This is a genomic window from Streptomyces sp. NPDC054975, from assembly GCF_053609105.1.
The window spans coordinates 23029-36867 of the sequence record NZ_JBSGWV010000022.1 but is presented as its reverse complement, the minus strand read 5'-3'; the positions used below and the strand labels follow the sequence as shown (position 1 = coordinate 36867).

The 13839-nt window shown below is 72.5% G+C and carries 14 protein-coding genes; 3 read left to right on the top strand and 11 right to left on the bottom strand.

Annotated elements, in window-relative coordinates; translation table 11 throughout:
- Positions 1 to 12: 12 nt before the first annotated feature.
- Positions 13 to 612, bottom strand: a complete 600-nt coding sequence (locus ACWF79_RS20440) for an ATP-binding protein (protein WP_453729520.1) — start codon at positions 610 to 612, stop codon at positions 13 to 15.
- 197 nt (positions 613 to 809) lie between these two features.
- Positions 810 to 1145, bottom strand: a complete 336-nt coding sequence (locus ACWF79_RS20435; protein WP_453729519.1) for a hypothetical protein — start codon at positions 1143 to 1145, stop codon at positions 810 to 812.
- A 198-nt stretch (positions 1146 to 1343) separates the two neighbouring features.
- Here ACWF79_RS20435 and ACWF79_RS20430 point away from each other — a divergent pair, with 198 nt between their 5' ends.
- Entirely contained in the window at positions 1344 to 2474 is a 1131-nt protein-coding gene (locus ACWF79_RS20430) for a PLP-dependent cysteine synthase family protein (protein ID WP_453729518.1), read from the top strand.
- Here the strand turns inward: ACWF79_RS20430 and ACWF79_RS20425 are convergent.
- Genes ACWF79_RS20425 through ACWF79_RS20415 form a run of 3 tightly spaced genes read right to left on the bottom strand, consistent with a single transcriptional unit; the run spans position 2434 to position 4256 of the window.
- A complete protein-coding gene (locus tag ACWF79_RS20425; protein WP_453729517.1) occupies positions 2434 to 2934 on the bottom strand; it encodes an SRPBCC family protein in 501 nt (166 codons plus the stop codon). The two genes, ACWF79_RS20430 and ACWF79_RS20425, sit on opposite strands and share 41 nt — an antisense overlap.
- 57 nt (positions 2935 to 2991) lie before the next feature.
- Positions 2992 to 3432 (bottom strand): SRPBCC family protein, encoded by a 441-nt coding sequence (locus ACWF79_RS20420; protein ID WP_453729516.1) that lies wholly within the window; start codon positions 3430 to 3432, stop codon positions 2992 to 2994.
- On the bottom strand, positions 3429 to 4256 hold the full coding sequence (locus ACWF79_RS20415; RefSeq protein WP_453729515.1) for a DeoR/GlpR family DNA-binding transcription regulator: 828 nt from the start codon (positions 4254 to 4256) through the stop codon (positions 3429 to 3431). Before ACWF79_RS20415 ends, ACWF79_RS20420 begins: the two co-directional genes overlap by 4 nt.
- 136 nt (positions 4257 to 4392) lie before the next feature.
- Here ACWF79_RS20415 and ACWF79_RS20410 point away from each other — a divergent pair, with 136 nt between their 5' ends.
- The gene (locus tag ACWF79_RS20410) at positions 4393 to 6900 is read left to right on the top strand and encodes a hypothetical protein (RefSeq protein ID WP_453729514.1); all 2508 of its coding nucleotides are present in this window, start codon (positions 4393 to 4395) and stop codon (positions 6898 to 6900) included.
- Here the strand turns inward: ACWF79_RS20410 and ACWF79_RS20405 are convergent.
- From ACWF79_RS20405 to ACWF79_RS20380, 6 genes are all read right to left on the bottom strand, one after another.
- Positions 6870 to 9290, bottom strand: a complete 2421-nt coding sequence (locus tag ACWF79_RS20405; RefSeq protein WP_453729513.1) for a right-handed parallel beta-helix repeat-containing protein — start codon at positions 9288 to 9290, stop codon at positions 6870 to 6872. The two genes, ACWF79_RS20410 and ACWF79_RS20405, sit on opposite strands and share 31 nt — an antisense overlap.
- 82 nt (positions 9291 to 9372) lie before the next feature.
- Positions 9373 to 9981 (bottom strand): Rv1733c family protein, encoded by a 609-nt coding sequence (locus ACWF79_RS20400; RefSeq protein ID WP_453729512.1) that lies wholly within the window; start codon positions 9979 to 9981, stop codon positions 9373 to 9375.
- A 107-nt stretch (positions 9982 to 10088) separates the two neighbouring features.
- Positions 10089 to 10913: an MOSC domain-containing protein gene (locus tag ACWF79_RS20395; protein ID WP_453729511.1), complete on the bottom strand. Its 825-nt coding sequence runs from the start codon at positions 10911 to 10913 to the stop codon at positions 10089 to 10091.
- A gap of 36 nt (positions 10914 to 10949) precedes the next feature.
- Positions 10950 to 11414, bottom strand: coding sequence for a DUF6643 family protein (locus ACWF79_RS20390; RefSeq protein ID WP_453729510.1), 465 nt, complete (start codon positions 11412 to 11414; stop codon positions 10950 to 10952).
- Positions 11415 to 11918: 504 nt separating this feature from the next.
- Positions 11919 to 12590 carry a DUF6766 family protein gene (locus ACWF79_RS20385; RefSeq protein WP_453729509.1) on the bottom strand — a complete coding sequence of 224 codons (672 nt, stop codon included), beginning with the start codon at positions 12588 to 12590 and terminating at the stop codon, positions 11919 to 11921.
- A gap of 92 nt (positions 12591 to 12682) precedes the next feature.
- Positions 12683 to 13084, bottom strand: coding sequence for a hypothetical protein (locus ACWF79_RS20380; protein ID WP_453729508.1), 402 nt, complete (start codon positions 13082 to 13084; stop codon positions 12683 to 12685).
- Between the two features lie 232 nt (positions 13085 to 13316).
- On the opposite strand from ACWF79_RS20380, the gene ACWF79_RS20375 reads away from it, so the two are divergent.
- Entirely contained in the window at positions 13317 to 13826 is a 510-nt protein-coding gene (locus tag ACWF79_RS20375) for a DUF5133 domain-containing protein (protein ID WP_453729507.1), read from the top strand.
- Positions 13827 to 13839 lie beyond the last annotated feature (13 nt).

Below are 13839 nucleotides of genomic sequence, written 5' to 3'. Positions count from 1 at the left end.
GCCGGAGCCCGCTCAGCCCGCCAGGGCCGAGCGGGCGACCGCCGGAGCGTGGGCCGGCTCCTTGGGCGTGCCGAACGGCACGCCCTCCAGGCTCGTGCCGTGGGCGCCGTGGAAGCGGGTGTGGCCGGCGAAGGGGCCGTCCGTGGTCGCGCCGTACACGGCGTGTGCGCGCGAGGGGACGGTCACCGCGGGCGTCGGTGCGGGGAGGGTGAACCAGATGACCTTCCCCTCGTCGTGCGGGCGGATGCCCCAGCTTTCGCTGACGGCCTCGATGATGGCGAGACCGCGGCCCGAGGTGGCGAACTCGTCGAGGTCGTCGGGGAGCCTGCACCCCGACAGGCCGCCGATGTTCGGTATCCGCGGGTCGCGGTCGTGGACCGAGACGGTGAGACGATCGAGCAGCAGCTCGATCCTGACGGTGCACGTCTTGTCCGGCTGTGCGTGCCGGTGAACATTGGTCAGCAGCTCGGTGACGCCGAGCGCCGCATGGTCGATCAATGCGTCGAGATTCCAGTAGCGCAGATGCGCAGAAACGATTCTGCGGACCTGGCCGATCCGCGACGGTAGGGCCTGGAGCTCCACCGTGCAGTGCCTGCTTGGCTCGCTGATCACGGCTGCGACTCCCCGAAGTTGAGGTCCGGAAGAAGACGAAGATTCGGATCTGTGGTGCGGTACGGCAGGGCGGTGGGCTGAAGCACAGCGTCACCGCCGGTAAACCCTCGGTGAGGTGGTTCCAGCGTGAACCAATGGTGACCGGCCCGCAACTCGCGGCGACCGGCCGCACGGGCCATGGCGTTACGCGCGTCCCCTCAGGACGGCGAGTCCTGCCCGCGGTCCCTGGTCGCCCGCTTCAAGGCCTCCAGGAAGCCCCCGGGCCCGGACGCCCGGTCCTTCGGGCCGCGCGCGGGCCCGTCCATGGTCAGCCGATAGCGCGTCCCGTTCACCGTCGCCACCGTCTCGTCCGGCTTCGCGAACCAGGGCCGTCCGGCCCGGACCGAGGTCACCGGGGCGCTGTCGATCTCGCTGCCGTAACTCGTCAGGAGGGACAGCCGGCCGTCCTCGATGCGGACCTCGCCCGCCCGCGTCAACGAACGCGGCCAGCGCTCGATCCGTACGCCCCTGGCCGTGAACTGCGGCTCCGTCATCGTGCTCCGCCCCCTTGGCGCCGATTGTCCCGTCCAGTGTGCCGAATGCGCCGCGACCGCACCAGAGGCCCTTGTCGCGAGGGCGCGCGCGGTCGCGCCCAAGGGACTCCTATGGACCCCCAAAGCGAATGTTTGTGCAGGTGAGGGAGTTATCGTCGGCAGTGGGGGACTCGCTGGGCCGGATGAGGAGAAGGACGCATGAGTACCACGGAGAACACGGCGCGAGCCGCGGTCGCGACCGCCGACGTCGACCGGAGCGACCCGGCGTACAGGGCCTGGCTGAAGGAGGCCGTCCGTAAGGTGCAGGCCGACGCCAACCGTTCGGCCGACACCCACCTGCTGCGCTTCCCGCTCCCCGAGTCCTGGGGGATCGACCTCTACCTCAAGGACGAGTCGACCCACCCCACCGGCAGCCTCAAGCACCGCCTCGCCCGCTCCCTCTTCCTCTACGGCCTGTGCAACGGCTGGATCCGCCCCGGCAAGCCGGTGATCGAGGCGTCCAGCGGCTCGACGGCCGTCTCCGAGGCGTACTTCGCCAAGCTGATCGGCGTGCCCTTCATCGCCGTGATGCCCCGCACCACGAGCGCCGAGAAGTGCCGGCTGATCGAGTTCCACGGCGGGCAGTGCCACTTCGTCGACGACTCCCGCACGATGTACGAGGAGTCCGCGGCCCTCGCCGAGCGGACCGGCGGGCACTACATGGACCAGTTCACCTACGCCGAGCGGGCCACCGACTGGCGTGGCAACAACAACATCGCCGAATCGATGTACCAGCAGCTGAAGTTGGAGCGCTACCCCGAGCCCGCGTGGATCGTCGCCACGGCCGGCACCGGCGGCACGTCCGCGACGATCGCCCGCTACGTCCACTACATGCAGCACGACACCCGCATCTGCGTCGCCGATCCCGAGAACTCCTGCTTCTTCGACGGCTGGACGAACAACGACCCGGACGCGACGGCCGACTGCGGTTCGCGCATCGAGGGCATCGGCCGCCCCCGTATGGAGCCCAGCTTCGTGCCCGGCGCCATCGACCGGATGATGAAGGTCCCGGACGCCGCGAGCGTGGCCGCCGTCCGCGCCCTGGAGGGCGCGATCGGCCGCAAGGCGGGCGGCTCGACCGGTACGGGGCTGTGGAGCGCGCTGAAGATCGTCGCCGAGATGGTCGAGCAGGGCCGTACGGGCAGCGTCGTGACCCTGATCTGCGACCCGGGCGACCGCTACCTGGACAAGTACTACTCCGACGCCTGGCTGGCGGAGCAGGGGCTCGACATCGCGCCCTACGCCGCCGCTATCGACCGCTTCCTGGCGACGGGTGTCTGGCCGGAGTGAGCCGCCGGTCGAGCCGGCGCATGGCGTCGCGGAACGACTTTCCCACGCCCGGGCGGGCCAGCCGCATCGCGAACAGGCACGGGGCGCCGCCGTCGACCGCCATCGTCCAGCGGACCCGGGTCCCCTGCCCGGCGGGGGAGAGGGCCCAGTCCTCGACCATGGCGCCTATCCCCGGCGCGTTGGTCTCGTCGATGCGGTACGCGTAGCGGGTGTCGGGGTCGTGGGCGAGGATCGTCTCCTGGAACACGACCCCACCGCGCAGCCGGACCGTGCGCCCCGCGCCGTCGCCGGTCGGGGTCGCCGAGGTGACCGCGGTGAACCAGGCGGGCATGGAGCCCAGTTCCACCGCGAGCGAGCGGAACACGGCGGACGGCGGAGCCGCCAACTGGGCCGTGAACACCAGCCGTACGGGCGCGGAGTCGGTGAAGTCGAGCTCCACGAGCCTGAGTCGGCGTGCCATGGTGCCGTCCCTCCCGAGGTACGGATCCGAGGGCCGCCCACTCTAACTGACGAACCGTCAGTTGCCCAGCAGCAGTCCGTCCATCGCCCGGCCGAACAACCTCCGTCCGGCCAGGGCCAGTACGGGATCGAACACGCCCGGCACTCCGCGCACCCGCAGCTCCTCCACCCACACCGCACGGGCGCCGCCGCCCTGATCCGCGTACACCTCGATCTCGGCGTGCCCGAGCACCACGCGCCCGCGCTTCTCCAGCCGGCACCGCCCCGGTCGTCCCGGTGCGGGCGGCTCCCAGACCACGACCTCCATGGGGTCGTCGACGGCGAACCGTCCGATCCCCGTACGGGCCACGAACCGGGTGCCCACCCGCGTCGGCCCGGGCGAGAGCATCCGGGACCGGGTGAGCGGCACCAGGCGGCCGTGCGCGGTGAAGTCGGTGAGCCGCCGCCACACCTCCTCGACGGGCAGCCCCGAACGGCGCTCGACGCGGAAGAGGCTCACTCCTCCTCGCCCGCCACCACCAGGCCCGGCAGGTGTTCCGCCATCTCCTCGCGGGTCTGCGGGGACAGGCCGGCGTCCGTCACCACGGTGTCCACCTCGTCGAGCCGCCCGAACGAACCGAGCCCCACCGTCCCCCACTTGGTGTGGTCCGCGACCACCACCACGCGCCGGGCCGAACGCATCAGCCGCCGGTTCGTCTCCGCCTCGGCCAGATTCGGCGTCGAGAGCCCCGCCTCCACGGAGATCCCGTGCACCCCGAGGAACAGCACGTCGAAGTGGAGCGAACGGATCGCCTGGTCGGCCACCGGCCCCACCAGCGCGTCCGACGGCGTCCGCACCCCGCCCGTCAGCACCACCGTGGCCGCCGCCCCCGGCCGCCCCTCGCGCCCCGCACCGGCCTGCTGGGCGGTGTGGAAGACATCGGCGACCCGCACCGAGTTGGTCACCACCGTCAGATCCGGTACGTCCAGGAGATGCCCGGCCAGCGCGAACGTCGTCGTACCGCCCGACAGCGCGATCGCCGACCCCGGCGCCACCATCCGCGCCGCCGTCCGGGCGATCGCCTCCTTCGCGCCCAGTTCGAGCGCGGACTTGGCCTCGAAACCCGGCTCGTGCGAACTCGTCTCGGCCACCGGTACGGCACCGCCGTGCACCTTCGCGACGGCACCTTGGCGCGCCAGCACGTCCAGGTCCCGGCGGATCGTCATGTCCGAGACGTTGAGCCGTCGCGTCAGCTCATTGACCCGTACACCGCCGCGCCGTCGCACCTCGTCCAGAATGAGGGCGCGCCGCTGCTCCGCGAGGAGATTCTGATGGTCGCTCACCACCGGTGCCGGTCCTTCCGAAGGGAACTGGGGGATGGAGGGCGGATTCCGTGAGAGCCCCTGCACCGGCGCACGGTCTTCCGCGATCCTGATTGCCTGCCGTCGAATCCTCCCACCCAGAGAGCGAGACATCGAAGTGGCCCCTGCCTCTCGCGCCCGCAAGAGCGGCGGCGCGGCGCTCGAACTCCTCGTCCACGGCGTCGGCGGAGCCACCCCGCAGGACATGCTGGACGATCCCCGCACGGTACGGATCACCGGCGACACCACCGCCGCCATGCACCGGCGCGCCGACGACGCGGACGCGGAGGGCCACCCTGGGCGCTACGCCGAACGGCCGGTTCCGGAGGCGTACGTCTGGTCCAACCTCACCTCAGGCAACGGCGCCCGCGCCCTGTGGCTCCTGCTCCTGCCGTTCATGGTGGCCAACCTCGCCCACTGGATGCGCCCCCCGGCCAAGGGGCACCCGCGACTGGTCCGGCTGTACGGGACGCTGGTGCGGTTGGTGGCCCTCACCCTCACCGTGCTGCTGACCGCCGCCGCCTGCGAGGTCGCGCTCGACCTGACGGCCTGGCAGTGCGCCGGCTCGACCGTCTGCGTGGAGGATCGTTCCTGGCTCGGCTTCCTGGCGGCCGATCGCGAGGGCTGGTGGTCCCAGCCGGGCCGCCGGCTCGCGCTCGCCGGTGTGGTCCCGGCGGCGCTGGTCGGCCTGCTCTGGTACCTCTCCAACCGGACGTGGAGCGCGTACGAGGCCCAACGCCCACCCACCGGCTACGACGAGAACGCCCCGGAGGACCCGGCACAGAGCCTGCCCGCGCAACCGACCGACGGGGCACTGGACGAGGCGACCGACGAAGAGACGGACGAAGAGAGCGACGAAGCGACCGACGAACCGGCCCCCGGCGCCCCCCACGCACCGGCCGTCTCCGCCGCCGAGGTCCGCCCCGCCCTCGGGCGCCCGGGGTTCTGGTACGGCCGGCGGCTCGTCGCCCGGCTGCGCGCCGCGCACACCGCCGCCGGGTTCCTGACGGTGGCCGCCGCCCTCACCGGAGCCGCCGCCCGCCACGACCGGGAGGCCGCGAGCGCCCTGCTCGACGTCCTCGCCCGGTCGCTCCAGTCGGCCTACGTCGTTCTCGGCGCCGTCGTCGTCTGGGTCGTCTGCCGCCGGGGCCGCAGCGAGAAGCGCCTCGACCTGCGCCTCGAACGGGCTCTCGTCTCCTGGCTGCCCGCCACCTCCCTGATCCTCCTCGCCCTCGCCGTCGTGCACACCGGCTGGTCCCGCCCCGACTGGCGCTCCGCCGGTACGCTCCCCGGCAACGCGACCTTCGGCGTCCTGACGGTCAGCCAGGGCGCGCTCGTCGTCGCCCTCGGCGTGGTCGCGCTCCTCCTCCACCGCCCGGGCCGCGATGCCCGCACCGCGCTCCACGGCCTCGGCGGCCCCGCCGTGGCGATGCTCGCCTGCGCGCTGGGCGGTGTGATGTCCGGCGGTGTCGCCCAACGCGTCGCCGACTGGCTCGACGGGCCCGGGACGCCCGGCATGGACGCGGGCTCGGCCATAGCCCCGCCCGTGCTGCTCAGCTGGCAGGCGTCCGTCATCCCGGTCCTGCTCCTCATGCTGCTCGGCCCGGCCGTCGTCCTCGTCCTACGGACCGCCCGCACCGCCCGCCGCCTCGGACCCGTCGTGGAGGCCGACTACGGTACGGACGACCCGGATCCGGTCCGTACCGGACGGATCGCCGCCGCCCGCGCCACGGCATCCCTCACCGACGCCGCCCCCGCGCTCGTGGGTACCGTCTCCGGCGCCACTCTGCTGCTCGGCGCCGGTTCCGTGGCCGGCGCGTGGGCCAGCGGCAACGTCCCCGGCCGCGCCTTCGACGGCGCCCACCCGGTGATCGCCTCCGCCGCCGAGACCGCCCAGGCCCTCGGATCCTGGATGATCGGCTTCGGCTTCCTGCTCTTCGTCACATGGGGCCGCCGCGCCTACAAGGACGCCTCCGCCCGCCGTACGATCGGCATCCTCTGGGACGTCGGCACGTTCTGGCCGCGCGCCGCACACCCCTTCGCGCCGCCCTGTTACGCCGAGCGGGCCGTACCCGACCTCACCTGGCGCATGAGCTCCTGGACCCGGCACACGGGCGGCCGGCTCGTCATCTCCGGCCACTCCCAGGGCAGCGTGCTCGCCGCGGCCGCCGTCTGGCAGCTGCCGCCCGTTACGCGCGGCCGTGTCGCGCTGCTGACGTACGGGTCCCCGCTGGAGCGACTCTACGGGCGCTGGTTCCCGGCCTACTTCGGCCCCGGGCCCCTGCGCGCCCTCCACGGCACGGTCCACTGCTGGAGCAACCTCTACCGACCGACGGACCCGATAGGCGGGCCTGTCCGGGTACCGGCCACCGGCGCCAAGCCGGCCGTGGACCGCGCCGCGCTGCTCGACCCGGTCGCCTACGGCCGTACCCCCGAACACCCGCTGCCCGAACCGATCCTGGGCCACTCCGACTACCAGGCCGACCCGGCGTTCGCCGCGGAAAGAGCCGTCCTTCTCGACCGGTTGCCTCCCGCCCTGCCCCGCCCGCGCGACGCCGGTGCGGACGTCGACGCCGGTGCTGAGAGCCCTACGAGTCAGGGAAGTTCGGGCAGGTCCTCCGGATAGAGCAGCGTCAGGTCGTCCGTGCTCGCGTCGGCGAGCACGGCGACCCGGCCGGCGTGCCGCTCCACCATCGACTCGAAGGTCTGCCGGGCCGTACGGCCGTTGCCGAACGCCGGGCCCTTGGGCAGCTCCGTGAAGTACTTCCGCAGCGCCTCGTGCGTACCCTCGGCCAGCCGGTACTCGTGCTCGTCCGCCTGCTGCTCCACGATCCGCACCAGCTCGTCCGGCACGTAGTCGCTGAAGCTGATGGTGCGTGAGAAACGGGACGCCACACCGGGGTTGACCGTCAGGAACCGCTCCATCTCGTGCGTGTAACCGGCGACGATCACCACCACCGCGTCCCGGTGGTCCTCCATCAGCTTCACCAGCGTGTCGATCGCCTCCCGCCCGAAGTCGCGTCCCGAGTCCTCCGGCGACAGCGCGTACGCCTCGTCGACGAACAGCACCCCGCCGCGCGCCCGGTCGAACGCCTCCTGCGTACGGATCGCCGTCGAGCCGATGTGCTCGCCGACCAGGTCGACCCGGGAGACCTCGACCAGGTGGCCGCGCTCCAGGACTCCGAGGGACGCGAGGATCTCGCCGTACAGCCGGGCCACCGTCGTCTTGCCCGTGCCTGGGTTCCCGGTGAAGACCAGATGGCGGCGGACCGAGGCCGCCTTGAGGCCGGCCTCCTGCCGCCTGCGGCCGACCTCGATCATGTTGGTGAGCGTCCGCACCTCGTGCTTGACGCTCTCCAGGCCCACGAGCCCGTCCAGTTCACCGAGGACGTCCTGCGAGGAGCGGGCCGTCACCACGGCTTCGGGCACGGGCTCCGGAGCGGGCGCGGGAGCGGCGAGGGGACGGGGCGAGGGCACCGCACCGAGCAGGCCCGCCGTCGCCGTCGCCGTCAGGACCGTCCCCGCGTCGGCACCCGCCGCACCGCGCGTCCCGCTCTCGTCGCTCGTGCAGTCCTCCGCGACCGGCCCGTCCTCCGGCAACTCGTACCCGCCGCGCGCGCACCGCTCCGTACGGCACTTGCGCAGGCTGGTGCGGCAGCCGTCCATCACGTGGAAGCCGTAGCCGCCGCTGCCGGTCACCCGGCAGCCGTGGAAGGAGCCCCGCCCCTCCGCCGAGACGTAGAACCCGGCCTCGGCGGGCGAGGTGACCGTGCACCGCTCGATCGTCGGGTCGGCGCCCTTGGTGACGATCACCCCGGTCTGCACGGCGTCGATCGTGCACCCGCCGAGCGTGCCGCCACTGCCGTGGTCGCGGAACCAGGCGCCGGTGGACGCCTCCCGGATCCGGCAGTCGTCGAGCTGCGCGGTCGCCCCGTCGCTCACCGACACCGCCGTGTTCCGCACCTGGGACAGATCGCTGTCGACGACGTCCACGCGCGAGCCCCGGTCGAGCACGAACAGCGCGTCCGGCACGTCGTGCACCCGGCACGCGTCGAGGACGGCGGTCGCCCCGTCGCTGATCCAGACCGCCGGGTAGTCGCCCGTACTGTCGTGGATCTCGCACTGGTTGGCGTCCACGCGGGTGCCCGGGTCCCACACCGAGAGCCCGTTGCGGCCGAAGCGGCGCACGGTCGAGCGGGTGAGCGTCAGCACCGAACGGGAACGCAGGTCGACCGCGTTCTCCGGGATGTCGTGGATGTCGCAGTCGGAGAGCGTGAGGACCGCGTCCGTGTCGAGCGTGATGCCGTCGGCCGAGGTGCGGTGGACGGAGGAGTCCGTCAGATGCACGGTCGCGCGGGCCGCGATCTGCAGACCGGCGCCCTTGATCTCGTACACCTCGCAGCCGATGCCCTCCAGGCCGCTGCCCTCACCGGTGACGCTGATCCCCGCGCCGGAGGCGTGGTGGACCCGGCAGCGTTCCAGACGCGGATGCGCGCCGCCGCGCACCGAGACCCCGGACTGGCCCGCCGCAACGATCTCGCACTCCTCGAACACCCCGCCCGCGCCGTCGAGTACCGCGATGCCGACGCCCGCCGGGTTGTCGACCGTGCAGCGCCGGACCGTGGGGCGGGCCGCGCCGCGCACCTCCAGGCCGGCGGCCGAGCGCGTCACGATCCGCAGATCGAGCAGCTCGGGGGTGCCGTCCTCGACGAGCAGGGCGGGCGCGGCGGAGTCCTGCCCCTCCACGTGCAGGTCCTGAACGGTCGCCGACGCCCGTACGGTCAGCGGGACGCCGTCGACGGGCGCGATCCGGACCGAGCCGATCCCGCCTTCGGGTCCCCGCAGGGTGACGGCGCGTTGGATGACGAGGTTCTCCCGGTAGGTGCCGGGCGCGACGGTGAGGACGTCGCCGTCCCCGGCGGCCTCCAGAGCCGCGGCGAGGGAGGCGTACTCACCCGTGCGGCGCCGCCACCGCGAAGTGCCGGTGTGCGTCACCTGGACCGTGCCCTGTGCCATGGGTGTGCTCTGCCCCCGCCTCATGCGTCGCTGCTGATCCGATGCCCCACCGTAGCGCGCGCGAGGGTGCCGGGTTGACGGGTCAGCTGCCCGCGCCCGTGCGGCCCCAGTCGGGACCGGCCTTGGCCCACGCGCGGTCGAGACGCCGGTACCGCCCGTGTACGAGACGGCGTACGACCAGTCTCCTGACGGACTCCACGAAGAGCCCCGCCAGGGTCGCCGCGAGGAAGCCGATCACGATCGCGTGCGCGTGGGCGGTCTCCGGCCGCATCGGCGGCGACACCGGGCGCCCGCCGCGGTCGGTCCACAGCGTGAAGGTGTCGCCTGGATCGGAGAGCTCCCGGCGGGTGGCCACCGTGCCCGTACGGGTCGTGCCGTCGGGGGCCGCCCAGCGCGCGACGACGGCACGGCGGGCCGGCTGTTCGCCGGTGGACTCGGGGCTCTGCAGGCCGGGGGCGGGGGCGTCGGAGAGCCGGATCACCCGGGCCGTCGTGGGCAGCTTCTGCAGGTGCTGCGCCCGGACGGCGCGCTGGAGGGAGGCATCGGTCGCGGCTCCCGCGATCCAGCCGGCCGCGGGGACGGCGAGCGCGAGCAGGACGACCGCCGTGAGGGCGACCCACGCCTCGATCAGGTCCGTGGTCCGGCGCAGGGGATTGTGCCGCCAGCGCCAGACTCCGGTGGCTGCGCGCACGTGCCCACACCCCCTCGTCGTCCGTGGTTCTCCCAACGAGTCTGCCCCGGGGGCGGGTTCCCCGCCTGTCGGGACGGGAAGTGTGACGCGATCGCGGATCGCCCGCGTCAGTCGAGGATCTTGACCTCGTCGCCGACCCGGATCGTGCCGGGGTGCTCCGGAACCAGGTTCTGGCCGAAGATCAGCCGGGTGCCGTGCTTGCGGTGCCGGGCGAGGGTGCGCAGCGGCTCCTTGCCGCGCGCGGCCGTGAACTGGTCGGTCGTGGTGACCACGCAGCGGCCGCAGGCCCTGGCGACGCGGAACGTCACCTCGCCGATGGTGAGCCGGGTCCAGCCGTCCTCGGCCCAGGGCGCGGTCCCTTCGACGACCACGTTCGGCCGGAACCGGTTCATCGGCAGCGGGCCCTCGTCGGCGTGGTCGCCTTGGGCGATCAGCGCGTTGAGGGCGTCGAGGGAGGAGGCGGAGGTGACCAGGAGCGGGTAGCCGTCGGCGAAACTCACGGTCTCGCCCGGAAGCGCGAACTGCGGATCGACGGGTCGCCGACGTGCCGGATCGTCCATATGGACGAGTCGGGACTCCGTCCCCAGGTAAGCGCTCAACCACGCGTCGGCCGCCGGGCCCGCCGGGACCGCCTCCACCGGGGTGTCGAAGACCTCCACCCGGATCGTGGACGACGGCCGCGGTTCCTCGACCGGCAGCGAGGGGTGGCCGGCGGCGGACAGTCTGATGCCGCCGCCCGGCAGCGGTTCGGCCGTGGCCAACGCCATCCGTGGATGACGGCGTTGGGTCACGACCTTGCCCGATGCGTCCACCACGGCCCAACGGCGGTCACCAGCCAGTCCCCATGGCTGGACCTCCGCTTCGGCGAGAGCGTGTCCGCGCAGCGCCTTCACCGGGTGGACATGGACGGAGCGCAGACGAGGGTTCGGCATGCCGTCATCCTGCCAGTCGCTCCGCGTTCGTTCCTGTCAGTATCCCTGGCCCTGGTACGGGCGGTTGTAGGGATCCTGGTACTGCGCGGGGGCCGGGGCGGGCCTCGCGGCCGCCGGGCGCATCGCCTCGTATCCGGTGGCCACCGGACGCTGCTGCGGCTGCTGGACCCCCGGGTAGCCACGCGGCGCGGTGGGCTGCTGCGGGATGTACGGCGCCGGAGCGTGCTGCAGCGGCACGGGGGCCATCTGCTGCGCGGGCTGCGGATAGCCGTACGAACCGCCGCCGTAGGAGGGGGCGGGGCTGGGTGCCGCCGGGAGGGCGGGCAGAGCCGCGGGCAGCGCCGGCAGGTAGCTGTTGCCGGTGTCGTACGCGGAAGGCACTCGGATCGGGGCGATCTGAGGCGTGCCCCGCTCCGCGACCAGGGAGTCGTAGATGGGGGTGTCGGGGAACGACGGCGCGGTGTAGTAACCGCCTCCGTAGGTGGAGCGGGGGGAGGTCATGGCCATAAGTTAAGCCCACGATGTGCTGGTTGGGGAGTCCCTATCTTCGGGTCATCCGTTTTACGCTGGTTTTGCCCGCCTGACCTGCCGAAACATTGATAAAGGCGCCGTTAACAACAGGGGATTTCCGGTGGGCGGTGGCCGCCGCGCTAACGAGAAGTGGCGGACGCACTACAAAGGGCGACGCCCGGGTTGTCATCGGCAGGGCAGAGGTCTGCGACGCGGAGCGCCAGGACCGTACGACGCCTCCTCCGACAGCAGCCATTCGGAGGCTATTCAGAAAATACGCAGGGGGTTGCCCGAGGATTTCGGGCTCCCTTTCGCCGCGCCCGTCGGAAGGGGCGCGGAAAGGTCGCACGAACATCAGTCCCGCCGCCGGGGCAGCTCCTGCCCGTTGACGGCCAAGTACGCCTCGGGAGTTGCCCGTCGTGGCAGGAGGCCGGGCCCGGCCGCGCATGTCCTGCCCGGCGAATGGCGCGCGAACGTGAGCGCGGGGCGTCCTCGTCAGCCTTCGACGCCCGTGGCCGCGTGCGAGGAGCCGACCGGCTTCGACTCCGGGGAGCCGCGCTGACGGAGGTAGACCGACAGGATCACCATGGAGGCGACGGCGAGCAACTCGGACTGCCAGTTCTGGAGGGTACGGTTCCAGAACTCGGCGGACATCACGTACGTCCCCCAGGTGACCGGCGCCTGGAGTTCCCTGAGCTGCTCCTCGTTGTACGTCACCACCCCGGTCACGGACTGCGCCGACCACGACAGGACGAAGATGGCGAACATGACCAGTCCGAGGGACCGCGAGTACAGCGACTGGCGCAGGCCGCCCGCCGAGGCGGAGCGGGGCGACTCCGGGGTCGCGTAACGACCGACCTTCTGGTCCTCGTCCGACTCGGTCCCGATCATGTCGAGCTTCTTGGACTCGGGTGACCCCCGCTGGACCAGCCACACCGTGCCGAAGATGAACAGGAAGAACTGCAGGAACTCCGACTGCCAGTTCTCGGTGACGTCGACCATGTAGTCCGACGTCAGCACGTAGTCACCGATGGCCATCGAGGGCATGCCCTCGGACTTCAGCAGGGTGTTGAGCTCCGCGCAGCCGGCGACCGCCTGCGCCGCGAGGACGAGCAGAAACGCGAGACCGAACGCGATGGTCAACCCGTTGTCACGCAGATACCGCATGCCACCCCTACCGTTGCAGCAGCCCCACCGCGAAGGCATGGGCGAGGCCACCGAAGATCACCACGAAGCACAGCACGAACATCACGCGCATCTCAGTCGGCCTTCAGCTCGCAGCTGTCGGGCTGTTCCGGCCGCTCGACGCAGCCCGCCGCCCTGACCTTCCAGCCGTCGGGAAAGGCGGCGAGGTAGGTGTTCCCCTCGCCGAACACCACCCTCGCCTGAGAGCCGTAGACGTCCGTCGTCACCGGCGGGGCCGAGGGCACGTCGAGCCGCAAAGCGGCAAGTGCGGCCGGGCAGGGTCCCTCCTGTTCCAGCGCTTCGCGCGTGTTCGGCGCCAGTGCCGCGCAGGCCCGGCCGTCGTCGGGGGTGCGCAGGGCCTGCGTGAAGGCGACGGCCGCCGCTTCGGCGGCCGCCTCCCTCGCCCCGGGCCCCGCACACCCCGGCAGGGAGAGCAGGACGGTACTCAGCAGGAGGACCGCGCGGATGCGTCGCATGAGGCGAGCATGACGACGGCGTGGGACGATCGTCCGGGACGACGACGCGACACGCCGCCGGATGGCCCGATGGGACCATACGGACGCGTCGTGGACGGCCACCGCGCATCGGGTCGGTCGGCGGCACCCAAGGAAAACCCCCCGGTCAGCGCGTCGCGTGCGTGGTCGGCGAGGTGGGCATACCTTTCGTGTGCGTACCCCGCGTCCGCGCCGCGCATCGAAGGGATCGCTCATGCCGACAGATGAACGCCGGCCCCCGGCCGTTCCCGCGATTCCCTTCCGTGACGGCGGGCCGCTGCTCGTCCCCCGGGCGACGGCGCGGGCGGAGGGAATGCTGATGGCCACGACTCCCTGCTCCGCCCGCGACGCGAAGCGGATTCTGGCCGTGGCCGCCGACCTCGCCCGTCTCGGCGTGGAGGACGTGGCCGCGGCGATGGTCGCTCGTGCCGCAGGTGCGCCCGTCACTGCCCGCGTCGAGCGGGCCCTTCGCCACGCGGTCGAGGCCGCCCGGGCGTCCACACCGACCGACCGGCGGCGCGGGCTCTCGCCCAGCCTGGCCCGGACCGAGGAAGTGCTGACCCGGCTGAGGGGCTGCCAGGCTCGTCTGGCGGCCTCGCCCGGCGACCCGGCGGCCCTGCGGGCCATGGATGACGCCGCGTACACGTTGTGCGTGCTGATGGGGCTGCCGAGCACCCACGAGGCCGTTCTCGCGGCCGAGGAGCACCTCGCCGGGCAGCCGTAGGGGAGCGGGGACG

Coding starts and splice junctions, on each gene's coding strand:
- ACWF79_RS20435 (WP_453729519.1), bottom strand. CDS start 1,145: ATGACGGAGCCGCAGTTCACGGCCAGGGGCGTACGGATCGAGCGCTGG.
- ACWF79_RS20430 (WP_453729518.1), top strand. CDS start 1,344: ATGAGTACCACGGAGAACACGGCGCGAGCCGCGGTCGCGACCGCCGAC.
- ACWF79_RS20425 (WP_453729517.1), bottom strand. CDS start 2,934: ATGGCACGCCGACTCAGGCTCGTGGAGCTCGACTTCACCGACTCCGCG.
- ACWF79_RS20405 (WP_453729513.1), bottom strand. CDS start 9,290: ATGGCACAGGGCACGGTCCAGGTGACGCACACCGGCACTTCGCGGTGG.
- ACWF79_RS20395 (WP_453729511.1), bottom strand. CDS start 10,913: ATGCCGAACCCTCGTCTGCGCTCCGTCCATGTCCACCCGGTGAAGGCG.
- ACWF79_RS20390 (WP_453729510.1), bottom strand. CDS start 11,414: ATGACCTCCCCCCGCTCCACCTACGGAGGCGGTTACTACACCGCGCCG.
- ACWF79_RS20385 (WP_453729509.1), bottom strand. CDS start 12,590: ATGCGGTATCTGCGTGACAACGGGTTGACCATCGCGTTCGGTCTCGCG.
- ACWF79_RS20380 (WP_453729508.1), bottom strand. CDS start 13,084: ATGCGACGCATCCGCGCGGTCCTCCTGCTGAGTACCGTCCTGCTCTCC.
- ACWF79_RS20375 (WP_453729507.1), top strand. CDS start 13,317: ATGCCGACAGATGAACGCCGGCCCCCGGCCGTTCCCGCGATTCCCTTC.